Source organism: Pseudomonas sp. MRSN 12121, assembly GCF_000931465.1.
GTDB lineage: Bacteria > Pseudomonadota > Gammaproteobacteria > Pseudomonadales > Pseudomonadaceae > Aquipseudomonas.
Map to the genome: position 1 here is coordinate 4,065,487 of NZ_CP010892.1, position 22,686 is coordinate 4,088,172.

Annotated in this window: 19 protein-coding genes; 6 read left to right on the forward strand and 13 right to left on the reverse strand. The window is 67.1% G+C overall.

Annotated features, from left to right (window positions below; genetic code table 11):
• Nucleotides 1–63: 63 nt before the first annotated feature.
• Both TO66_RS18495 and TO66_RS18500 read right to left on the reverse strand, forming a co-directional pair.
• Nucleotides 64–1,512: an aldehyde dehydrogenase gene (locus TO66_RS18495; RefSeq protein ID WP_044463631.1), complete on the reverse strand. Its 1,449-nt coding sequence runs from the start codon at nt 1,510–1,512 to the stop codon at nt 64–66.
• Between the two features lie 69 nt (nt 1,513–1,581).
• Entirely contained in the window at nt 1,582–2,412 is an 831-nt protein-coding gene (locus TO66_RS18500) for a p-hydroxycinnamoyl CoA hydratase/lyase (protein WP_044463632.1), read from the reverse strand.
• Between the two features lie 213 nt (nt 2,413–2,625).
• Here TO66_RS18500 and TO66_RS18505 point away from each other — a divergent pair, with 213 nt between their 5' ends.
• Nucleotides 2,626–3,111, forward strand: coding sequence for a MarR family winged helix-turn-helix transcriptional regulator (locus TO66_RS18505; RefSeq protein ID WP_044463633.1), 486 nt, complete (start codon nt 2,626–2,628; stop codon nt 3,109–3,111).
• 420 nt (nt 3,112–3,531) lie between these two features.
• Here TO66_RS18505 and TO66_RS18510 read toward each other — a convergent pair whose 3' ends face one another.
• The gene (locus TO66_RS18510; RefSeq protein ID WP_044463634.1) at nt 3,532–4,839 is read right to left on the reverse strand and encodes an OprD family outer membrane porin; all 1,308 of its coding nucleotides are present in this window, start codon (nt 4,837–4,839) and stop codon (nt 3,532–3,534) included.
• Nucleotides 4,840–5,171: 332 nt separating this feature from the next.
• Between TO66_RS18510 and mhpT the strand changes: the two genes are divergently transcribed.
• Entirely contained in the window at nt 5,172–6,407 is a 1,236-nt protein-coding gene (gene mhpT / locus TO66_RS18515; protein WP_044463635.1) for a 3-(3-hydroxy-phenyl)propionate transporter MhpT, read from the forward strand.
• Here mhpT and TO66_RS18520 read toward each other — a convergent pair whose 3' ends face one another.
• Nucleotides 6,408–7,313 (reverse strand): LysR family transcriptional regulator, encoded by a 906-nt coding sequence (locus TO66_RS18520; RefSeq protein ID WP_044463636.1) that lies wholly within the window; start codon nt 7,311–7,313, stop codon nt 6,408–6,410. It abuts the gene before it with no gap.
• 223 nt (nt 7,314–7,536) lie between these two features.
• Between TO66_RS18520 and TO66_RS18525 the strand changes: the two genes are divergently transcribed.
• On the forward strand, nt 7,537–8,553 hold the full coding sequence (locus TO66_RS18525; protein ID WP_082061114.1) for a fimbrial protein: 1,017 nt from the start codon (nt 7,537–7,539) through the stop codon (nt 8,551–8,553).
• Between the two features lie 70 nt (nt 8,554–8,623).
• On the opposite strand, the gene ycaC is transcribed toward TO66_RS18525, so the two are convergent.
• From ycaC to TO66_RS18550, 5 genes are all read right to left on the reverse strand, one after another.
• Nucleotides 8,624–9,250 (reverse strand): isochorismate family cysteine hydrolase YcaC, encoded by a 627-nt coding sequence (gene ycaC, locus TO66_RS18530; RefSeq protein ID WP_044463637.1) that lies wholly within the window; start codon nt 9,248–9,250, stop codon nt 8,624–8,626.
• Between the two features lie 69 nt (nt 9,251–9,319).
• The gene (locus TO66_RS18535) at nt 9,320–11,158 is read right to left on the reverse strand and encodes an amidohydrolase (protein WP_044466087.1); all 1,839 of its coding nucleotides are present in this window, start codon (nt 11,156–11,158) and stop codon (nt 9,320–9,322) included.
• A gap of 118 nt (nt 11,159–11,276) precedes the next feature.
• A complete protein-coding gene (locus TO66_RS18540) occupies nt 11,277–11,903 on the reverse strand; it encodes an antibiotic biosynthesis monooxygenase (RefSeq protein ID WP_044463638.1) in 627 nt (208 codons plus the stop codon).
• Nucleotides 11,896–12,312, reverse strand: a complete 417-nt coding sequence (locus TO66_RS18545) for a DoxX family protein (protein ID WP_044463639.1) — start codon at nt 12,310–12,312, stop codon at nt 11,896–11,898. Before TO66_RS18545 ends, TO66_RS18540 begins: the two co-directional genes overlap by 8 nt.
• A 152-nt stretch (nt 12,313–12,464) precedes the next feature.
• The gene (locus TO66_RS18550; protein ID WP_044463640.1) at nt 12,465–13,388 is read right to left on the reverse strand and encodes a LysR family transcriptional regulator; all 924 of its coding nucleotides are present in this window, start codon (nt 13,386–13,388) and stop codon (nt 12,465–12,467) included.
• A 264-nt stretch (nt 13,389–13,652) separates the two neighbouring features.
• On the opposite strand from TO66_RS18550, the gene TO66_RS18555 reads away from it, so the two are divergent.
• Nucleotides 13,653–14,099 carry a helix-turn-helix domain-containing protein gene (locus TO66_RS18555; RefSeq protein WP_044463641.1) on the forward strand — a complete coding sequence of 149 codons (447 nt, stop codon included), beginning with the start codon at nt 13,653–13,655 and terminating at the stop codon, nt 14,097–14,099.
• A gap of 65 nt (nt 14,100–14,164) precedes the next feature.
• Here the strand turns inward: TO66_RS18555 and TO66_RS18560 are convergent, their stop codons facing one another.
• Both TO66_RS18560 and TO66_RS18565 read right to left on the reverse strand, forming a co-directional pair.
• Complete coding sequence (locus tag TO66_RS18560; protein ID WP_044463642.1) at nt 14,165–14,989, reverse strand: alpha/beta fold hydrolase; 825 nt, start codon at nt 14,987–14,989, stop codon at nt 14,165–14,167.
• A gap of 13 nt (nt 14,990–15,002) precedes the next feature.
• Nucleotides 15,003–15,593, reverse strand: a complete 591-nt coding sequence (locus TO66_RS18565; protein WP_044463643.1) for a flavodoxin family protein — start codon at nt 15,591–15,593, stop codon at nt 15,003–15,005.
• A gap of 380 nt (nt 15,594–15,973) precedes the next feature.
• Here TO66_RS18565 and TO66_RS18570 point away from each other — a divergent pair, with 380 nt between their 5' ends.
• Nucleotides 15,974–18,775 carry a winged helix-turn-helix domain-containing protein gene (locus TO66_RS18570; protein WP_044463644.1) on the forward strand — a complete coding sequence of 934 codons (2,802 nt, stop codon included), beginning with the start codon at nt 15,974–15,976 and terminating at the stop codon, nt 18,773–18,775.
• On the opposite strand, the gene TO66_RS18575 is transcribed toward TO66_RS18570, so the two are convergent.
• Nucleotides 18,737–20,218 (reverse strand): winged helix-turn-helix domain-containing protein, encoded by a 1,482-nt coding sequence (locus TO66_RS18575; protein ID WP_044463645.1) that lies wholly within the window; start codon nt 20,216–20,218, stop codon nt 18,737–18,739. The two genes, TO66_RS18570 and TO66_RS18575, sit on opposite strands and share 39 nt — an antisense overlap.
• A 289-nt stretch (nt 20,219–20,507) precedes the next feature.
• Nucleotides 20,508–21,458: a GlxA family transcriptional regulator gene (locus TO66_RS18580; RefSeq protein ID WP_044463646.1), complete on the reverse strand. Its 951-nt coding sequence runs from the start codon at nt 21,456–21,458 to the stop codon at nt 20,508–20,510.
• A 223-nt stretch (nt 21,459–21,681) separates the two neighbouring features.
• Between TO66_RS18580 and TO66_RS18585 the strand changes: the two genes are divergently transcribed.
• The gene (locus tag TO66_RS18585) at nt 21,682–22,404 is read left to right on the forward strand and encodes a pirin family protein (RefSeq protein WP_044463647.1); all 723 of its coding nucleotides are present in this window, start codon (nt 21,682–21,684) and stop codon (nt 22,402–22,404) included.
• The last annotated feature ends 282 nt before the right edge of the window (nt 22,405–22,686 follow it).

The window sequence follows — 22,686 nt, forward strand, 5'->3', positions numbered from 1 at the left end:
GCCGCTACCGGGTTCTGCCGGAAACAAGCGGCCTGGTCATTGTCGGGCCCGCAAGCCGGCTCTTCAGATCGGGTAGTGCCGCGGCCCGTGCTGCAGGGTCACCCAGCGCAACTGGGTGAACTGCTCGATGGCCGCCTGGCCGCCGAAACTGCCGTAGCCGCTGGCCTTGACCCCGCCGAACGGCATCTGCGCCTCATCGTGCACGGTCGGGCCGTTGATATGGCAGATGCCCGACTCGAGCCGCTGGGCCAGGGCCAGGGCGCGGCTGGTATCGCGGCTGAAGATCGCTGCCGACAGGCCGAACTCGGAGTCGTTGGCCAGGCGCAGCAAGTCTTCGTCGCCCTCGCCGCGCAGCACCACCGCCACCGGCCCGAAGGACTCTTCGCGGTACAGGCGCATGGCGGCGGTGACGCCGTCGAGCAAGGTCGGCTGCAGGATGCTGCCGTGCAACTGCCCGCCCGCGACCAGCGTCGCGCCCTTGGCCAGGGCATCGTCGATCAGGCCCTTGATCCGCTCGCCGGCGCTGGCGTCCACCAGCGATCCCAGCACCGAGCCGGCAGCCTCGGGGTCACCCGCCGGCAAGCGGGCGATCTTCGCCGCCAGCTGGTCGACGAAGGCATCGGCCACCCGCGCATCGACCACCAGGCGCTCGGTGGACATGCAGATCTGCCCCTGGTTGAAGAAGGCGCCAAAGGCCGCGGCCTGCACCGCCGCCTCCAGGTCGGCGTCGTCCAGCACCAGCAGCGGCGCCTTGCCGCCCAGTTCCAGCAGGGCCGGCTTGAGATGGCGCGCCGCCAGTTCGCCGACGATGCGCCCGACCCGGGTCGAGCCGGTGAAGTTGACCCGGCGCACCGCCGGGTGGGCGATCAGCCGCTCGACAATCGCCGGGGCATCCTCGGGCGCGTTGCTGATGACATTGACCACGCCGTCGCCCAGGCCGGCGTCCTGCAGCACCTGGCCGATCAGCCGGTGCACCGCCGGGCTCAGCTCGGAGGCCTTGAGCACCACGGTATTGCCGCAGGCCAGCGGCATGGCGATGGCCCGGGTGGCGAGGATCACCGGGGCGTTCCACGGCGCGATCCCCAGCACCACGCCGCAGGGCTGACGCAGGGCCATGGCGAAACTGCCGGGCACATCGGAGGGGATGACCTCGCCCTTGACCTGGGTGGTCATCGCCGCGGCTTCGCGCAACAGGTTGGCCGCCAGTTGCACGTTGAAGCCGTACCAGTTGGCCATGGCCCCGGTCTCGCCGGCCGCGGCGATGAACTGCGCGCTGTGCGCCTGCAACTGCTCGGCGGCACGCAACAGGCGGCTGCGGCGTTCGTTGGGGGCCAGGGCGGCCCAGGTCGGGAACGCCGCCTGGGCCGCGGCCACGGCGGCATCGGCGTCTTCCAGGGTGGCGGCGGCGACGCGCGAGACCAGCGCGCCGGTCACCGGATTGCGTCGTTCGAAGGTGCGGCCGTCACGGGCGGGGCACGACCGGCCGCCGATCAGCAGGGGCACGTCCAGCATGGTGATTCCTCTTTATTGTCGTTATCGGGAATACAGGGTGGACGGGCCACCGGGCCCGCCCTGGGTCGCTCAGCGCTTGTACGCCTGCAGGCCGGGCTTGATGCTCTTGTCGTCGAGGAACTGCTTCATGCCCTGCTCGCGGCCGCCTTCGGTGTCCAGCAGGCGCGACTGGTCGAGCTTGGCGTACAGGTAATCCTCGTTCTGCTCCCAGGTCAGCTCGCGGCAGCGCTTGAAGCCATGCTTGGCCGCCCGCAGCACCACCGGGTTCTTCTCCAGCAGGTTGCGCGCCAGTTCCAGGGTAGTCTCGCGCAGTTGCGCCAGGGGCACGCTCTGGTTGACCAGGCCCATCTCGGCGGCTTTCTGCCCGCCGAAGGTCTTGCCGGTCATGATGTAGTACAGCGACTGGCGGTGGCCCACGGTGTCGGCCATGGCCTTGCTCACCAGGTTGCCCGGCGGGATGCCCCAGTTGATTTCCGACAGGCCGAACGTCGCCTCGTCGGCGCAGATCGCCAGGTCGCAGGCCACCAGCGGGCTGAAGCCGCCGCCGAAGCACCAGCCGTTGACCATGGCGATGGTCGGCTTGGCGCACATGCGCAGCAGCTTCCATTGCCATTGCGAGGCTTCGCGGCGGATTTTCTCCTGGAGGATTTCCGGCCCCGCGTCCACTTCGCGAAAGTATTCCTTGAGGTCCATGCCCGCGGTCCAGGCTTCGCCGGCGCCGGTGAGCACCAGCACGCCGGCGGCCGGGTCCTGCTCCAGGGTCTCCAGCACGTCGACCATTTCGCGGTTCAGGGTCGGGCTCATGGCGTTGCGTTTTTCCGGGCGGTTGAGAATGACCCAGGCGACGCCCTCTTCGATCTCGACCTTGACGGTTGTCCAGCGACCTTCGTAGTTGCTCATGGCGATTGCTCTCTTTGTTCTTGGCTTGAGGATGGGCAAAAACTAAACCGGCAAATTAGTTATGTCAATTAACTATTAACAAAATTAACCAAGCGATTTTCAACCCACGGAGCGCTCCCATGCAGAGGAATCTGCCGGCAGCCATAGATATCCCCGGCCAACCCCGGCAAACTGGATAGCCTTCTTAACCACTCGCCAAGGATCGACCCTGCAATGGCCACGTCTTCCAAGAATGCCGCCCCCGAGGCCCCTGCCGCCGACAGCGACGTCCAGGCGCCCCTGGACTCCGCCCTGGACGACCTGATCGGCTACGCCCTGCGCCGGGCGCAACTGAAGCTGTTCCAGAACCTGATCGGCCGGCTCTCGGCCCACGACTTGCGGCCGGCGCAGTTCTCGGCCCTGGCGATCATCGAGCAGAACCCCGGGCTGATGCAGGCCGACCTGGCCCGCGCCCTGGCGATCGAGCCGCCGCAAGTGGTGCCGCTGCTCAACAAGCTGGAAGAACGGGCGCTGGCGGTGCGGGTGCGCTGCAAGCCGGACAAGCGCTCCTATGGGATCTTCCTCAGCAAGAGCGGCGAGACCCTGCTCAAGGAACTGAAACGGATCGCCGCCGAAAGCGACCAGGACGCCACCGCCGCCCTCGACAGCCAGGAACGCGAAGAACTGCTGCGCCTGCTGAAAAAGGTCTACCAGCCGTAACCCCCCCCCACGATCCCCGTAGCCGCTGCCGAGCCCTGGCGAGGCTGCGATCGGCGGCGCAGCCGTCGCAAGCCGACCGACGCATTTTTCCAGGCAGATCGCAGATGCAGGTTTTGCGGCAACTGCGTTGCCGATCGCAGCCTCGCTGGCGCTTGGCAGCGGCTACACAGACACCACAATCCCGTAGCCGCTGCCGAGCCCTGGCGAGGCTGCGAACGGCGGCGCAGCCGTCGCAAATCGGCCGACGCGGTTTTCCTGGCGGATCGCGGACTCAGGTTTTGCGGCAACTGCGTTGCCGATCGCAGCCTCGCTGGCGCTTGGCAGCGGCTACACAGACACCACAATCCCGTAGCCGCTGCCGAGCCTCGGCGAGGCTGCGATCGGCGGCGCAGCCGTCGCAAGCCGGGGCCGGCCGGTGTGTCACCAGAGCGGCAAGCTGTAGATCACCAGGAAACGCGTCTGGTTTTCGTCGCGGAAGGCGGCGCCGGTGGGGAAGTCGTTGCGGTAGATCGACTTGCGCGCCAGCAGCCCGAGGTTCTTCAGCGGGCCGCTCTGGATCACGTAGCCCAGCTCCATCTGGAACTCACGCTCCTGGCGATCCCCGGCCTGCAGCGCCGCCAGCTCGATATGCTCGCCGCGCACATAACGCAGGCGGCTGCGCAGCCCGGGCAGCCCCAGCGCGGCGAAGTCATAGTCATGGATCGCCTGCCAGGTGCGCTCCTTGGCGTTGAGGAAGTCCGAACTCATGGTCAGCTCGCTCATGCCCATCAACTCGGTGCCGGAAAGGTAAGGCGTCGCCGTGTCGCCACTGGCATGCATGTAGCCGAGGCTGACCCGATGCCCGCCCAGGCGGTAGGCGAACAGCGCCGAGAGGTTGCGGTTGTCCACCGGCCCGGCCTTGGCGCTGCCGTCCTCGCGGCTGAAAAAACTGCGCAGGTCGCTGCTCAGCACCCCGTCCCCCAGCTTGAGGTTGTGCAGCAGGGCCAGGGTGTCCTGCTGGTAGAGGTCCGCCACTTCGGCGTGATAGGCGCGCAGGCTCAGGTCCGGATTGACCTGGTAGTCGCCCCCCAGGTACGCCAGGTGCGAGGACGTGGCCGCACCGTTGAAACGCCGGTTGGGCGAGGCGATGGCCAGCGCCTGGTAGTCGCTGGAATCACGCTTGTTGATGCGGTCGATATAGCCGGTGTTGAGCGTCAGCCCGTCGATGTCCTGCGAGCTGAGGGTGGTCCCGCGAAACGTCTGCGGCAGCAGCCGCGAGGGGCTGGCGAAGGCGAACGGCAGGAAGATCGACACATCCCCGCTCTTCACCGTGGTCCGGGCCAGGCGTAGCTTGGCGGTCGGCGCCAGCCGCGAGTAGTCGTCCGCGGCGCGCTTGTCGCTGGCCGACACCGGCAGCAGCTCGGTGCCGCTGCGGTCCGGCGACGAGTCCAGCTTGAGCCCCAGCAGCCCGCGCAGATCCAGGCCGAAGCCAACGGGGCCCGGGGTGAACCCCGACTCCAGGTTCAGGATGAACCCCTGGGCCCATTCCCGGGCCGCGCTCTTCGCGCCGTCGTCCTGGTACTCCCGGTCCAGGTAGTAATTGCGCAAGGTCAGGGTCCCGTGGCTGTCATCGATAAAGCCCGCGGCCAGCGCCTGGGCGTTCAACGCGCAAACACCCGCCAGGACGACGCACAGGCGTGCAGGCAGGGCCAGGGTCGCCGCGGGGGCGTTCCATGAGAGGTTGGGCATGGTCGAAATCCACTTATTGTTGTTGTTTTGGGAAATGGCATTCCCTGGGTCATCCAGGGGCCGCGGGCAGAGAATGGGAACAGTCGAGAACGGGCGTCAATCCACAATGACCGATAATCGAACATTAATATTGTTAACTATTTGACCTGGAATCAGCGATATCCAAACCAAGCCATTGATTCACATAAGGTTAATAGCCAGGAAAGCCAACCGGACGTCACCCTTCAATTTTTAGTTTATTTTGTTAACCTTATTTTCAGCCCACTCCTCACCCGATGAGGACGGCCCGCTGCACGCCATCAACCCCAACAAAAACAACAATGAGGTTTGCCATGGACGCTTCATCACGTCGCCCGGCCTTGACCGTCGCCCTGTGTTTTATCGTCGCCCTGATCGAAGGGTTCGACCTGCAGGCCGCCGGCACCGCCGCCGCGGGCCTGCGCCAGAGTTTTGCCCTGGACCCGAAAATGCTCGGCTGGGTGTTCAGCGCCGGGATCGTCGGCCTGCTGCCCGGCGCCTTCTTCGGTGGCTGGATCGCCGACCGCATCGGCCGCAAGAAAATCCTGGTCGCGGCGGTGCTGCTGTTCGGCCTGTTCTCCCTCAGCACTGCCTATGTCGACAGCCTCCAGGGCCTGCTGCTGGCGCGCTTCATGACCGGCCTGGGCCTGGGCGCCGCCCTGCCCAACCTGATCGCCCTGTGTGCCGAAGCCGTCGGCGAGCAACGCCGCGGCACCGCCATCAGCATCATGTACGCCGGCGTGCCCCTGGGTGGCGCCCTGGCGGCGCTGGTGGCGATGCTGTTCAGCGAACGCTGGCAGGCGACCTTCGTCATCGGCGGCCTGGCGCCCCTGCTGGTGGCGCCGCTGATGCTCCTGCTGCTGCCCGAGTCCAACGCCTTTCGCCAGCAACAGGGGCACCCCGGCCTGGCCCGCACCAGCACCGGCCAGGCGCTGTTCGGCGAGGGCCGGGCGCGGGTCACCCTGGCCTTGTGGCTGAGCTATTTCTTCACCCTGACGGTGATGTACATGCTGCTCAACTGGCTGCCCTCGTTACTGCTGGAACAGGGCTTCAGCAAACCCCAGGCCGGGCTGGTGCAGATGCTGTTCAACCTCGGCGGCGCCCTGGGCTCGGTGCTCGGCGGCCTGCTGCTGGATCGCTGCAACGGTATCAAGGTGGTGGTGGGGGTCTACGCCGGCTTGCTCGCGGCGCTGGCCGGGGTCGGCCTGTCGGTGGGGCTGCTGCCCATGGCTTGCGCCGGGTTCGCCGTCGGGCTGTTCGTGATGGCCGCGCAGCTGGTGCTGTACGCCCTGGCCCCGCCCGCCTACCCGACCCGGGTGCGCGCCACGGGCGTCGGCGCGGCGGTGGCCATCGGCCGCCTGGGCTCGGTGGCCGGTCCGCTGGCCGCCGGCCAGATCCTCGCGGCCGGCGCCGGTACCGCCGGGGTCCTGCTGGCCACCTCGCCGGGCCTGATGCTGGCCGCCCTGGCGGCCATCAGCCTGCTGGCCCGCGCGACCCCGCCAGGCGCACCCGGGCTCGACACCACCCAGGCGGCCGCGCCCAAGTCCTGATCAGCGGATGGCCGGCGCGCCCCGGCGCTCGAGCCGCTCGCGCAAAAACTCGATCAGCACTTGCACCGGCCGCGAGCCCTGCCGGTGCTGCGGGTAGACCGCCGACAAGGCCAGCGGCTCGGGCAGGAACGCGTCCAGTACCGTCACCAGTTGCCCGGCCTCCAGGGCCGCTTCGACAATGAAGGTCGGCAGGTAGGTGATGCCCATGCCGGCGATGGCCGCGTCCTTGAGCAGCTCGCCGTTGTTGACCCGCATTCGCCCGGTGACGCCGACCGCCAGGGGCTTGTTGCCCGGCCCGGCGAAACGCCATTGCACCTGGCGCCCGTGGCCATAGGGCAGGCAGTCATGCTGTTGCAGGTCCTCGGGTGCCTGCGGGGTGCCGCGCGCGGCCAGGTAGGCCGGGCTGGCGCAATACACCCGCTGGATCGAGGCGATGCGGCGGGCGATCAGGGTCGAGTCTTCCAGCACGCCGATGCGCAAGGCCAGGTCGTAGCCTTCGCCGATCAGGTCCACCGGCCGGTCGCTGAGGTCGACTTCCACCGAGACCTCGGGATAACGCTCAAGGAAAGCCGGCAGCAGATCCCCCAGGTGCGCCATGGCGAACGACAGCGGCGCGCTCAGGCGAATGGTGCCCCGGGGCTCGACGGTCTGGCCGGCGATGCCCTGCTCCACCTGCTCGACCTCGCCCAGCAGGCGCAGCGCCGACTCGTAGTAGCTCTGCCCCAGGGGCGTCACGTCCAGGCGCCGGGTCGAGCGATTGAGCAGGCGCACGCCCAGGCGCGCCTCCAGCTGCATCAGCCGGCGGCTGACGAATTGCTTGGACAGGCCCAACTGGTCCGCCGCCGCGGTGAAGCTGCCGGAGTCCATGACCTGGCAAAAAATACGCATATCTTCGAAGGGGTTCATTGTCACTTCCTGGTGGACAGCCGAGCGCTTTATAGCGGCTTTTTGGCTTTCTGGCACCTCATCGATCGGTGTCCACGGCGGAGGTTGGGTACTGGGCGACTGGCCGATCCGGGCGCAGGTACGACCTGAACCTTGGAGTCAAAAATAAGATTGGTCTGATGTAACCCCGCGCCAGAAATCAATAGCCTTGGCCCCCGAACTCCTCAGTCCGATCAGGTACAGCATGCTGTTCAAAAAAATCTTTTCTACATTGATATTGATTACCGGTTTCGGAGGAGCCAACCAAGTCCTTGCCCTATGCGCCTGGAATTCTGCTGCCCCCGTACCGACAGAATTCACCATCCCTGCCCTGCCGAGCGCCCTGACACTGTCGCCCGCCAAGATCGGCGGTGTCATGGGAACTCAGGCGGTCTATTTTGGTAACAGCTACAAATTTGGATACGACTGCACTGGCAATGACAGCAAATACGGCATGACCCTGAATGTCCCAGGCCTGGTTCCTGCCGGGCTGCCCAATGTGTATCAGAGCAATGTCGAAGGGATCGGTATCCGGCTTGGTTTTGAAAACAGAAACAACGGGAACTGGGGGGGAATCAAATACCCACCGTTTGAGTACTCAATCTCCAATGGGTACATCATGGTCGGCCCCAATCAGATGGTCATTGACTACATCCGTACCGGTATTGCTGTCGGCCAGGGGACTGTCGCCTTCGACGTGGATGCCGAATTCTGGATCACCTCCAACAGGGGCGCACGTGTAAAGATCAGCGGCAAGAATCTGCACAGCAACCTGACCAACAGCATCTACTTCAGCAGCTGCGAATCACAGGACAAGAACATCAACGTCCCCATGGGCAAGGTACTTATCCAGCATGTCCTTAATGGCAGCGCGGAGCGCAAGAACTTCAACCTCAATGTCCACTGCAATGGCATGCGCCCCAGCCAACCGGTACCGGTGAAGATTTACTTCGAAGGCGCCACCACCAGCAACGGTCTGCTGGCCCTCGACGGCGCCGGACAAACCCGGAGCGCCAGCGGCGTGGGCATCGAGCTCACCGACAGCACGGGCACCAGGCTGCCTTTCAGCAAAGACAAGGCCATCAGGCTCGACTGGCAAGGTAGCGCCCCCGAAGCCGAGCTCTATCGTTTCTCCGCCCAGGCCCGCTACGCCCCAAGCGGCGGGAAGATAACACCGGGGCAGGCCAATGCGTCGCTGACCTATATGCTCGAATACAACTGAGCGCCTGGGCCAGGATCGAAAAATGCCCGCACAACGGCGGGCATTTTTTCGATCAGCGCTAGCGCATGGCTTACTTGGCAGTGAAGGCCGAGTAGCTGTTCATCAGGTTGCGGTAGTTGGGGATGCGCTGCGACAGCAGGTTGGCCAGGCCTTCCATGTCGTTGCGCCAGTCACGCTGCAGCTCGCACGCCACGGAGAACCAGTTGACCAGTTGCGCACCGGCGGCGGCCATGCGGGCCCAGGCGGCCTGCTGCACCACTTCGTTGAAGGTGCCGGACGCATCGGTCACCACGAACACATCGAAGCCTTCTTCCAGGGCGCACAGGGTCGGGAACGCCACGCAGACGTCGGTCACCACGCCGGCGATGATCAGTTGCTTGCGGCCGGTGGCCTTGATCGCCTTGACGAAATCTTCGTTGTCCCAGGCATTGATCTGGCCTGGACGGGCGATGTACGGCGCGTCCGGGAACATTTCCTTCAGCTCGGGCACCAGCGGGCCGTTCGGGCCGGATTCGAAGCTGGTGGTGAGGATGGTCGGCAGCTTGAAGAACTTGGCGCAGTCGGCCAGGGCCAGCACGTTGTTCTTGAACTCGTTCGGCGAGAAATCCTGGACCAGCGAGATCAGGCCGGTCTGGTGGTCGACCAGCAGGACCACGGCGTCGTTGATGTCCAGGCGCTTGTAGGTTGGGTTGCTCATGTGGAACTCCTTGGTGGATGGGTAGAGCGGTGAGCGCCGGCCACAGCAGCCGGCGCCTTGGGTGGATGATCAGAAGGCGAAGCAGGAACAGCCAAACGCCCCCCAGAACCCCTGGAAGTCGCTGACCGGCACATTCGACAGGCGCGCGCGCTCGTGGCTGTGGGAGTGCACCGCGCACGGGCCGCTGCACTGGTGCACCTGGGCCACCAGCGGCGAGCTCGGGCGCCAATGCCCGGGGACCTTGACCACCGGCGACCAGTCCGGCAGCACCGGCACCGAAGGCGGCGCGAGCTTGGAGAAATCGTCGGCGGCGTACACCACCTTGCCGTCGACCACGGTCAGCACCGACTCGATCCACTTGATGGCTTCTTCCTCGACACTGAAGAAGTCCGCCGACAGCGCCGCCAGGTCCGCCAGCTGGCCGACCTTGATCTGGCCCTTCTTGCCCTGCTCCGAGGAGAACCAGGCGCTGCCATGGGTGAACAGTTCCAGCGCGGTCAGCCGCGGCAGGCCTTCGGCATGCAGCGCCAGGCCGCCCACGGTCTTGCCGCTGACCATCCAGTACAGCGAGGTCCAGGGGTTGTAGCTGGAGACCCGGGTGGCGTCGGTGCCCGCCCCCACCGGCACGCCTTCGGCGAGCATGCGCTGGATCGGCGGGGTCTGTTCGGCGGCCTTGGCGCCGTAGCGGTCGACGAAGTATTCGCCCTGGAACGCCATGCGATCCTGGATCGCGATGCCGCCGCCCAGCGCCCGCACCCGCTCAATGTTTTTCGGGCTGATGGTTTCGGCGTGGTCGAAGAACCACGGCAGGCCGTTGAACGGAATGTCGCGGTTGACCTTCTCGAACACGTCGAGCATGCGCGAGATCGACTCGTCATACGTGGCGTGCAGGCGGAACGGCCAGCGCTGTTCCACCAAGTGCCGCACCACCGGCTCCAGCTCCTGCTCCATGGTCTGCGGCAAGTCCGGGCGCGGTTCGAGGAAGTCCTCGAAGTCGGCGGCGGAGAACACCAGCATTTCCCCGGCGCCGTTGTGGCGCAGGAAGTCGTCGCCCTGGTGCAGCTTGACGCTGCCGGTCCAGTTCTTGAAGTCGGTGAGTTCTTCCTTGGGTTTCTGGGTGAACAGGTTGTAGGCGATGCGCACGGTCAACTGCTGTTCCCGGGCCAGTTGCTCGATCACCGCGTAGTCGTCCGGGTAGTTCTGGAAACCGCCGCCGGCGTCGATGGCGCTGGTCAGCCCCAGGCGATTGAGTTCGCGCATGAACTGGCGGGTCGAGTTGACCTGGTATTCCAGCGGCAGCTTCGGCCCCTTGGCCAGGGTCGAATACAGGATCATCGCGTTGGGCCGCGCCACCAGCATGCCAGTGGGTTCGCCGTTGCTGTCGCGGACGATCTCGCCGCCCGGCGGGTTCGGCGTGTTGCGGGTGTAGCCGGCGACCCGCAGCGCCGCGCGGTTGAGCAAGGCGCGGTCGTACAGGTGCAGGACGAACACCGGGGTGTCCGGCGCCGCCTGGTTCAACTCCTCCAGGGTCGGCATGCGTTTTTCGGCGAACTGGAATTCGTTCCAGCCGCCCACCACCCGCACCCACTGTGGCGTCGGGGTACGGTCGGCCTGCTCCTTGAGCATGCGCAGGGCATCGGCCAGGGATGGCACGCCTTCCCAGCGCAGCTCCAGGTTGTAGTTCAGGCCGCCGCGGATCAGGTGCAGGTGCGAGTCGTTGAGGCCGGGAATCACCGTGCGCCCCTTGAGGTCGATGACCTGGGTGGCGCTGCCGCGCAGGGCCATGGCCTCGGCGTCGGTGCCTACGGCGATGAAGCGCCCCTGGCTGATGGCGACGGCACTGGCCCGGGGCTTCTCGCGGTCGACGGTATGGAATTGGCCATTGAATAGAATCAGATCGGCGTTCATCGGCTTTCCTTCTGGATGGGAAGAGGCAAGGGACAGGCGCGGCCAGAACGCCGCCGCGGCACTGAGCAGGGAACCGGCGGCGAGCAACTGGCGCCGCAGCGGATCCCGTGGATCGTCGTTATTGGCCATGCTCGGGCTCCAGTGGGGGATGGACGACCGAGGCTTGCAGCCAGGGGGCGAACAGCCGGGTCGCCAGGGGCATGAACAGGTACACCACCGAGATCACGATAGTCAGGGTGATGAGAAAGGTCGCCGCCACGTAATTGGAGAGCCACGCATGGAGTTGCAGCACCGGCCCCCAGAGCAGCGGCACCAGCAGGGTGTGCGGCAGGATCACCAGCAGGGTCAGCAGCGCCTGCTTCCAGCGCGGCGGTGGCGCGGCGGCCTCAGGCAAGGCAAACCAGAATTCGTCGCGCGGGTGGACCTCGGTGCGGTCGCCGTCCGCCAGCATCGGCGCGGCTTCGTCCACCAGTGCCTGGCGCTGCGGCGAATCGAGCCAGCGCTGCATCGCCGCGGTGGAGCAGAAACGCAGCACGCAGGTGAACAGGTCGAGGCCGGCGCTCTTGCCGCGGATCACGTCCACGCCCAGATGCCCCTCGTACTCCCCGGCTACCCGGACGATCCGCCGCAACCAGGCTTCATAGGGTTGCTCCAGGCCGGCCTTGACCCGGTGCTTGACGATCAGCGTCACCACTTCATCGGGACCCGGTGGCTGGGCGGCTTGGGGACGATCGACATCAGACATGACGCAAGGCTCCGGTAAATCGATGATTGAGCGCCAGGCTTCCCGGCCCGGCGATGAAGATGGCGCCGAACAGGATCAACAACAGCCAGGCGAACTGCCCTTCGGCCAGGCTCCATTGCGGGTGCACCACCAGCAGCGCCACCAGCAGCACCGCGAGGATCGGCAGGCACGCCAGGCGCACCAGCACGCCGGCGACGATCAACAGCGGGCACAGCACTTCGGCGAAGATCGCCAGCATCAGCGTCAGGTTCGCGCCCAGGCCGAACGGGTCTTCGATGCGTTGCAGCTCGGCGCTGTAATCGAGCAGTTTCGGCAGGCCGTGGACCCACAGCAGAAACAGCCCGGCGCTGACCCGCAGAAACAGCAGCCCGAGGTCCCGGGCCCGCTCATCGCCTCCTGAAGCCTGCATGACGCCCTCCGTGCACGCTGGAAAATTCCGGTGCCCCACCCTTGCAGGTCACACCCTGACCGAATGGTGCCGGGGCACGGGCGGGAAAAATTGCATGTACGTGCTCTTTTTGCCCTCAGGTGACATGCAGCGCCCGCGCCTTCGGCAGCGGCTCAGGAGGCCGCGATCGGCAACGGGGCGGACATGAACTGGGCGATCCGCGAACGCAGCCAGCGCTCCGCCGGATCGTTGTCGTGCACCCCGCTCCAGGCCATCGACAGCTGCGCCGCCTCGATGGCGAACGGCGGGTCTTCGGCCCTCAGGGCGCAGCCTTCGACCAAGGCGCAGGCGGCGTAGTCCGGCACGGTGGCGATCATCTCGGTGCCGGCGAGCAAGGCCCGCAGGCCGCTGAACTGCGGTACGCCCAACACCACCCGCCGGCGACGACCGACCTTGGCCAGGTCGAGATCGATATTGCCGCTCAGGTCGCCCGAGAACGACACCATGGCGTGGGGGCGCCGGCAGTATTCGTCGAGGGTCAGGGGCTCGGGGCGGTTGTCGCCGCGCAGCACCTTGCAGCCGATGTCACGCAGCTTCTTGCGCTTGGCATTGGCCGGCAATTCGGTGGTGTAGCTGACGCCGACGGAGATCTCGCCCGACGCCAGCAGGCTCGGCATCAACAGGTAATTGGCCCGGCGCACCACCACGACGATGCCCGGGGCCTCCTCGCGCAGCCGGCTCAACAGCGGCGGGAACAGGCCGAACTCGGCATCGTCCGACAGGCCGATGCGAAACAGGTCGCCACTGCTGGCCGGGGCGAAGGCCTTGGCCCGGCTGACCGCACCGGAGATCGCATCCATCGCCGGTTGCAGCTCTTGCAGGATCGCCAGCGCCCGCGCCGTCGGCTCCATGCCGCGGCCGTTGCGCAACAGCAGCGGATCGTCGAACAGGTCGCGCAGGCGGCCCAGGGCCGCGCTCACCGCCGGCTGGCCCATGAACAGCTTTTCCGCGACCCGGGTCAGGTTCTTCTCGAACATCAAGGCTTCGAAGATCACCAGCAGGTTCATGTCCACGCGGCGCAGATCGTTACGGTTCACAGGCAGGTTCCTCTTCGATGTGTGCGGCCCGGTACGGCCCCGATCATGCCCGCCTCCGGCCCCGGAAAATTGCAGCGGTGTGCTCAATCGAGCGGCCTGCCCGCCAGCGGAATTAACAACGATTAACTCGCCCGCCCCCCGCCTGGCGCCCAAGAATGAAGCCCTCTGTGCAGACCTGTTTTCCAAAGCGGGAAGCGGCCGGGCACCGACCAGCTCGCCAGCGAGCGGTGCACCGGCGTCTTCCCCTCGACACGGAATTTCGTCATGGCCCACCTTCCGCCCCACGCCCTCAGGGCACCCGTCGCGCCCACCGGCAAAACCGCCACCGGCGGCCTTTCTCCCTGGCGCGAGAACCTGGTCAAGCAACTGATCCTCGAGCGCCTCGGCGAACCGCTGGAAGTCAGCGAACTGGCCCGGGCCTGCGCCCTCTCGCGCAGCCATTTCTCCCGCGCCTTCAAGTGCAGCACCGGCCTGTCGCCCCAGGACTGGATCCGCAACCAGCGCATCGCCCGGGCCAAGCAATTGATCCTGGACACCGACCTGACCCTGACGCGGATCAGCCTCGAATGCGGCTTCTGCGACCAGGCGCACTTCTGCCACATGTTCACCCACAGCGAAGGCATCGGCCCGTTCGCCTGGCGCTGCCGGATGCTGCGCGCACGCCCCGGCTCCATCCCACAGGCCAGCGAGACCGCCGCGCGTCTGCAGTAGCGGGCCGGCAAAAAAAACGCCGAGAGGCGCAAGCTCCTCTCGGCGTTTTTCGGTTCAACCGCGCATCAAGCCTGGATGAACGCCAGCAGGTCGGCGTTGAGCCGCTCCTTGTGGGTGTCGGTCAGGCCATGGGGCGCGCCCGGATAGACCAGCAGCTGCGCGCCTTCCACCAGCCTGGCGGCGGCGATGCCCGAGGCTTCGATCGGCACGATCTGGTCGGCGTCGCCGTGGACCACCAGGGTCGGCACGTCGAACTTGCGCAGGTCTTCGGTGAAGTCGGTTTCCGAGAACGCCTTGATGCAGTCGTAGGTGTTCTTGTGGCCGGCCAGCATGCCCTGCATCCAGAACCAGTCGATCATGCCCTGGGACGGTTTGGCGCCCGGCAGGTTGAAGCCGAAGAACGGCCCGCTGGCGACGTCCTTGTACAGCTGCGAACGGTCGGCCAGCGACGCCTGGCGCATGCCGTCGAAGACTTCCATCGGCAGGCCGCCGGGGTTGTTCGCGGTCTTGAGCATCTGCGGCGGCACCGCGGAAATCAGCCCGGCCTTGGCCACCCGGCCGGTGCCGTGGCGCCCGATGTAGCGCGCCACTTCGCCACCGCCGGTGGAGAAGCCGAACAGCACCGCGTCGCGCAGGTCCAGGTGTTCGAGCAACTGGGCCAGGTCGTCGGCGTAGGTGTCCATGTCGTTGCCCGACCAGGGCTGGCTGGAGCGGCCATGGCCACGGCGGTCGTGGGCCACGACCCGGTAGCCGTGCGATGCCAGGAACAGCATCTGCGACTCCCAGCTGTCGCTGTTCAGTGGCCAGCCGTGGCTGAACACCACCGGTTGGCCGCTGCCCCAGTCCTTGTAGTAGATCTCGGTGCCATCGCGGGTAGTGAATGTGCTCATGTTGATTGCTCCTTCAGGGGTGGGTTGAATCGGATCGATGCGCCGCCATACGCTCGGCCAGGCGTGCCACCCGCTCACCCAGGTGCGCGGCGGTACGACGGTCTTCGAGGGGCGGCGCCTGCTCGGGGGACTGTTCGACATTCGACTGGGCCATGGCCCCCAGGGAACTGCCGAGGCGGTTCAGCTGGCCATCGAAGGTGCCGGCGCCGGAGCGCGCCGGCAGCAGGTCGAGGCCGACCCAGATCATCGAATGCTGGGCGGCGAAGACCGCCATCTGCAGCAAGGTGTTGAGCTTGTCGCCGCAGAGGAAACCGGAGTTGGTGAAGCCCGCGGCCAGCTTGTCGCGCCAGGGCCGGGCCAGGTAGAACGCTGCCGTGGCCTCCATGAACGCCTTGAAGGACGCCGAGGCGCTGCCCATGTAGGTCGGGGCGCCGAAGATGATGGCGTCGGCCTGGTGCAGGCGCTCCCAGTGCTGCTCCACCTCCTCGACCGGCACCAGCCGGCAGGCGCTGCCCCGGTGGTGCTCGACACCCTGGGCCACGGCCTCGGCCATGGCCCGCGTGTGGCCATAGCCACTGTGATAGACCACTACCACCTTGCTCATCCGGCATCCTCCAGCGCTGTTCATTCCTTGGCTGGCCCGGGCGAAACACCGGTGTGCCAGAAAGCCGGATTCTTGGATGCGCGGCGGATGCGCGGCGAGTTAAACGTTGTTAATTTTCGCTGCGCCACTGCCCCGGGCTCCGCCCCTTGGAGCACCGCCAAAGCCCCTGGATACGACACTTGCGCGGGGCGCGGGACGACCACCCGCGAGCGCTGCGCCGCGCCCTGGCCCGAACCCTGCATTGCGTTGTCCGCGCAACCGCTGGAACATGCGCGGATTGCGCGAGACAGAGAGCTACAGGCCGATGGCCTGGCCGCTGTCCGCCTCCCCGCCGGTGCAGCGGGGAGCCATAAGAAAAAAGCAGTCGCAGGAGTGAGCCGTTGACCCTTTCCACCGAACAGGCCGTGCATTTCGGCCCCTACCGGGTCTACCCCGGACAACGCCTGATCCTCGAGGCCGACCAGCCCCTGCGCCTGGGTCGACGCTCGATGGACATCCTGCTGATCCTGCTCGAACACGCCGGCCAAGTGGTCAGCAAGCAGCAGTTGATCGCCCGGGTGTGGCCCACAAGCGTGGTCGAGGACACCAACCTGCGGGTGCACATGGCCGCCCTGCGCAAGGCCCTGGGCGATGGCCAGGCCGGCCAGCGCTACATCGTCACCGTGGCCCAGCGCGGCTACAGCTTTGTCGCGCCCTTCTCCCTGGAAACCAGCGAGCAACGCCCCGACAGCCCGCCGCCGGCAGCGAACGGGCACAACCTGCCGGTGCGCCACACGCGGCTGATCGGGCGCCAGGCATTGCTGGCGAACGTGATGACGCAGCTGGCGCACCAGCGCTTCATCACCCTGGTCGGCCCCGGCGGCATCGGCAAGACCACCGTGGCCCTGGGCGTCGCCGAGCAACTGATCGGCCAGTACCGCGACGGCATCCGCCTGCTGGACCTGGCGCCGATCAACGACCCGCGGATGATCGGCGCCCACCTGGCGACCCTCCTGGGCCTGGCGCTGCACGACGACGCAGCGGCCGACAGCCTGGCGTTTTTCTTGCGCGAACAGCAGATGCTGCTGGTGATCGACAACTGCGAACACCTGCTCGACGCCGTCGCGCCGCTTTGCGAGAGCATCCTGCGCACCGCGCCGCAGGTGCATATCCTGGCCACCAGCCGCGAGAGCCTGCGGGCCGAGGGCGAATACGTGCAGCGCCTGGAGTCCCTGGACTGCCCGCCGCCCATCGCGGTCCTGGACCGCACCCAGGCCCTGGGCTTCTCCGCCCTGCAGCTGTTCGTCGAACGGGCGATGGCCAGCCACGACAGTTTCGAACTGAGCCATGCCGAACTGCCCCTGGCGATCGAGATCTGCCGGCGCCTGGACGGCATTCCCCTGGCCCTGGAGCTGGCCGCGGCGCAGGTGGCCAACCTCGGCCTCGGCGGGCTGCTGGCCCAGTTGCAAGACAGCTTCCGCCTCCTGGCCCACAGCGCCCAGGCCGCGCCGGGGCGGCACCAGACCTTGCGCACCACGCTGGACTGGAGCTTCCGGTTACTCACCCCTTGCGAACAGGCCTGCCTGCGGCGGCTGGGGATCTTCCGCGGCAGTTTCACCCTGGCCTCGGCCGCGGCGGTGATAGTCGGGGAGCAGATCGCTCCCGACCGGGTATTCGGCGCGATCACCCAACTGGTGGCCAAGTCCCTGCTGAACGTGGAAGTGGGCGACGAGGAGGTGTTCTATCGCCTGCTGGACACCACCCGCGGCTATGCCCTGGAAACCCTCGAACAGGCCGGCGAATTGCCCGAGACCCGACAACGCCACGCCGAGCGTTGCCTGGCCCTGATGCAGCAGGCCCGGGACGAGTGGGAGCAGACCCCGACCGAGCTGTGGATCGAGCGCTACGTCCGCGGCCTGGAAGACCTCCGCGCGGCCCTCGACTGGGGCCTGCACACCCCCGACGCGCAACCGCTGGCGATCCGCCTGGCCGCCGTTTCCACCCCGTTGTGGCAGGAACTGTCGCTGCTGCGCGAACACGGCGGGTATGTGCGCCAGGCCCTGGCGCTGCTGGAGGCGAGCGCCGAGCCCTGCCCGCAGTTGGCCCTGGCGCTGCAACTGGCCCTGGGCAGTTGCTGCTACCACACCCAGGGCGACAGCCGCGAAGCGATCGACGCCTTCGTCAGCGCCCGGGCCCTGGCCGAACGCAGCGACGACGTCGCCGGACAGCTCAAGGCGGTGTCCGGGCACCTGGCGGTCAATCTCAGTTGCGGTCACTACCAGCCGGCCCTGGAGCAAAGCCGGCAGTTCGACGGCCTGGCGTTGCGCGGCGCGGCCCCGACCCAGTTGGCCTTGAGCACGCAACGCTTGCGCGTGCTGGCGCTGCACTTCGCCGGCCACCAGCCCCAGGCCCGGGAAAGCGCCGAACAGGTGCTGCAACTGATGACCCGCAGCGGCCATCGCGGCCGCTTCACCCGCGGCTTCGGCGTGCAGTACGACCAGAGCGTCGCGGCCCTGACGATCCTGGCGCGGATCCTCTGGCTGCAGGGCCAGCCCGAGCAGGCCTGGCGCACGGCGCGCCAGGCCCTGGACATCGCCCTGCAGATCAACCACGGCACGTCCATCTGCTACACCCTGGCGCTGGCCGGCTGCCTGATCGCCCACTACAACGGCGACAGCGCCACCGCCCGCGAGCTGCTGCGCCTGCTGCTGGAACAGGCGCAGAAGCATTCGGTGCTGCTGTTCTACACCTGGGGACGGCACTACGCCTCGGTGATCGAGGGCGCTGCGCCCACGCCCCCGGTACCCGCCGGCAGCGGGCTGGTCGGCGAAATCATGGTGACCCTGGACAGCAGCCGGGTCGACGACCTGCTGCTGCAACGGGCCGAAAGCGGCGCGGCGGGCTGGAGCACCGCGGAAATCCTCCGCGCCCGGGCCGCCGGCCTGCTGGCCGAACAGCGCCAGGACGCAGCCGAAGCCGTGTTGCAGCAGGCCCTGGAAGTGGCCAGGGCCCAGGGCGCCCTGGCCTGGGAGCTGCGCAGCGCCACCGCGCTGGCCCGGCTCTGGCAGCGCCAGGGCCAGCACCGGCGCGCCCATGACCTGCTGCGGCCGGTCTACGCGCGCTTCAACGAAGGCTTCGCCACCCCGGACCTCGCCGGCGTGCGCTTACTGCTCGACGAGCTGCAGCGCCCGCTTGCCGTCTAATACCCGCCGGGCGCGGCTGATGTAGCGCGCCTGGCGTACCTCGAACATGCGCAGCAGCCCGCCCTGCTCGAGCTTTTCCCGGGCATAGGTGCGCGTGGTATTGAGCAGCCGGTAACGCACCGGGCCGTCGCCGCGCACCACCGCCAGCAGGGATTTTTCCACCAGCCGCTGCAACGCCTGCGCCACCAGTTCGGGCAGCAGCACCGCGCAACTGATGACCCCGATGGCGGCCTCCAGGGTAAAGGCCACCTTGAACACCGCCAGCCCCTGCAACACGCTGCGTTCCAGGGGATCCAGATCGCGGTAGCTCCAGTCCAGCGCGGATTTCAGCGTCTGGTGCCGGGCCACGGCGGTGCGCCGGCCCTGGGTCAGCAGTTGAAAACAATTGTCCAGCTGGGCCTGCAGCCCCACCAGCGCCAGCGCATCGATCTGCGCCGCCGCCAGCTCGATGGCCAGGGGCAGGCCATCGAGCCGGCGGCAGATGTCACACACGGCGTGCAGGTCCTGTTCGCGCAGGACGAACCCTTGCTGGCAGGCACGGGCGCGGCTGACGAACAGTTGCACCGCCGAATGCCCCATGACCTCGGCCACGCTGTACAACTCCGCAGCCGGTGGCACCGACAGCGCCGGCAGGACGTGCAGGGTTTCCCCGGGCAGCCCCAGCGGCTCGCGGCTGGTGACCAGGATCGACAGCTGCGGCGCCAGCGCCAGCCACTGCTCGACCAGCACCCGGCAGGCGTCGAGCAGGTGCTCGCCGTTGTCCAGCACCAGCAGCAGATGCCGGGCCGCCAGTGCGTCCAGGCCGGCTTCCAGCCGCAGCACCCGAGCCACCTGCGCGGCCACTTGCGCCGGATCGTCGAGGGCCGCCAGATCGACCCGCCACGCACCGTCGCGATAGTGCGGCAACAGATGCTCGGCCACGCGCAGGGCCACCGTGCTCTTGCCGATCCCCGCCGGGCCGACCAGGGTCAGCCAGCGGCGCACCGGCAATTGCCCGACCAGGCTGGCGACCAGCGCGTCGCGACCGACCACCGGGGTGAGCCGGGCCGGCAGGTTGTGCCGGACCTGGGGCAAGGCATCCAGGGGCTGCGCCACACCCAGCGGTTCGCGCCGCACCGGGGCGGTGAAGCAGTAGCCGCGCTGCGCCAGGGTGACGATGTAGCGCTGCCCGTCCCGGCCATCGCCCAGGGCCCGGCGCAGGGCCGCGATATGCACCCGCAGGTTGATCTCCTCGACCACCGAATGCGGCCACACCCGGGCGATCAGTTCTTCCTTGCCCAGCACCTCGCCGGCGCGCTCCAGCAGCACCCGGAGGATCTCCAGGGCGCGCCCGCCCACGCCCAGCGGCCGGTCGCCCTCCAGGACCAGGCGCCGACGCGGGTGGAAGACATAGGGGCCGAATCGCAGCACCTCGTCGCTGTTCAAATCTCTGATGCCGTTCATGCCATCCCTGTGCGCCAACCTGGCCCGGTGCACGCCAAGGCAGCGTGCGGCGCGGATCCGGCCAGGCCTGCGCACCTCCCTTTCGAAATATTCCCGGATATCTTCGCAGGCACCGATGACGCTACAACTCCCACGGGGGGAGCGACACGGCCATCGCGATGCGCCGGACGGACACCCTGCCCGCCCGCACCCGGCGGCTATCCACCCTCCGCTTTTCGTAGGAGCGCCGCGTGCTCGCGATCAACGATAGCGCGGTCGGCCGGAGATCCCGCGCTGCGCAGGGCAAGCGCTAACTGAATTGCTGGCGGTACTGGCTGGGCGTCAGGCCGAGCTTTTCGCCGAACAGGAAACGCATGTGCCGCACGCTGCCGAAGCCGCTCTTGTAGGCCACGGTCTTGAGCGGCAGGTCGCTGCTCTCCAGCAGGTTGCGGGCGCGATCGATACGCGCGCTCTGCAGGAACTCCATGGGGGTCATGTTCACCTCGCGGGCGAACACCCGGGCGAAATGCCGCGTGCTCATGTTCGCGAGGCTGGCCATGCGCTCGATGCTGAAGGCTTCGTCGAGATGCTCCAGCACATGGTTCTGCACCCGGGTCACCGGGGTTTCCTGGGGCGCCACCGCGGCCGTCAACGGACTGAACTGCGCCTGTCCGCCCTGGCGCTTCATCACCACCAGCAACACCTTGGCCACGTCCTGGGCGACCTTCTTGCCGTGGTCCCGGGCGACCACCGCCAGCGCCAGGTCGATGCCCGCGGTGATACCGCCGGAGGTGATCAGGTTGCGGTCCTCCAGGTAGATCCGGTCGGTTTCCACCGTCGCCTTGGGGAAGGCGCGAATCAAGCGCTCGGTGTAATGCCAGTGGGTGGTGACCCGGTAACCGTCCAGCAGGCCGGCGTGCCCAAGGACGAACGCCCCGGTGCAGATCGAGCCATAGCAGCCAGCGCGCGGCACGGCCTCCTGCAGCCACTGCAACAACGCCGGATGCCGTTCGTTGTAGGCCCCCGGGCCGCCCGGCACCAGCAGCAGGTCATAGCCCCCGGCGGCCTGGTCGAGTTGCAGGTCGGCCTGCACGCCGACGCCGTTGGACGCGCGCAGCAGCCCCGGCTCGGTGCCGATGGTCGAGAGCCGGTAATGGTCCTTCGGTTCCAGGTAACGGTTGGCCACGGAAAACACTTCCATGGGCCCGGCCATGTCGAGCAGGAGAAAGTCGGGAAACAGCACCATTGCCACAGTTTTCATGGGTCGAAAATCACCGGTATCGAAGGAAGCGAAGCCTGACGCAGAGGCCGGCCATTATGCCCAGCCGACGTGCGAGCGTTGGCGAAGAATACGTGATTCGGTGCACATTTTTGTCAACCTGAAAGGGACAGTCTTTCAATTTCCATCTACTTATTGCGCACCAGAGTAGACATTAACCTTCTCCTCAACCGGACGACTTCTCGTCCCTACAGGAGATTTCAGCATGCTCACCCTACGCAAAGCCTCTGATCGCGGCGCCGCCAACCATGGCTGGTTGAAGTCGTTCCATACCTTTTCCTTCGCCAACTACCGCAACCCGCGGGAACAGGGTTTTTCCGACCTGCTGGTGATCAACGACGACCGCGTCGCCGCCGGCAAGGGCTTCGGCCAGCACCCGCACCGCGACATGGAGATTTTCTCCTATGTGCTCGAAGGCGCCCTGGAACACAAGGACACCCTGGGCACCGGTTCGGTGATCCGCCCGGGCGACGTGCAGTTGATGAGCGCCGGCAGCGGCGTGGCGCACAGCGAGTACAACCACTCGGCTACCCGCCCGGTGCACTTCCTGCAGATCTGGATCGTGCCGCAGGTCGCTGGCGCCAAACCGCGTTATCAGCAGGAGCACTTCAGCGCGGAGCAGAAACGCGGCCGCCTGCAACTGATCCTCTCCCCCGACGGGGCCGAGGGATCGCTGCAGGTCCGCCAGGATGCACGGGTCTATGCCGGCCTGATCGACGGCCCGGAAAGCGCCACCCTGACCCTAGACGCCGACCGCTACGCCTACGTGCATGTGGCACGCGGCAAGGTCGAGCTCAACGGCCTGGCGCTGCAGGAAGGCGATGGCGTGCGGGTACGCGATGAACAGCTGCTGAACCTGAGCCACGGCGTCGACGCCGAAGTCCTGGTGTTCGACCTGCGCCCCCAGGAACTGCCGCAGATGCCTTGAGCGACCCCTGCCTCGAACCGGAAATGGGTTCCGGGCAGGCAGCCTCATCGCGTCTTGGCATCGACGCCCATCAATTCCGTCGGCTGACGCGCTTTGTGTAGCCGCTGCCGAGCCCTGGCGAGGCTGCGATCGGCCCGACAGGGCCGCCAAGCCTGCCACCGCGTTGAATCTGGAAAATCGCGGAGCCTGCCCTGGCGAGCCCTACGGCCTCGATCGCAGCCTCGCTGGCGCTCGGCAGCGGCTACGGGAATGGGGTTTCAGGCAGGTGCTTTCGCGACGTTT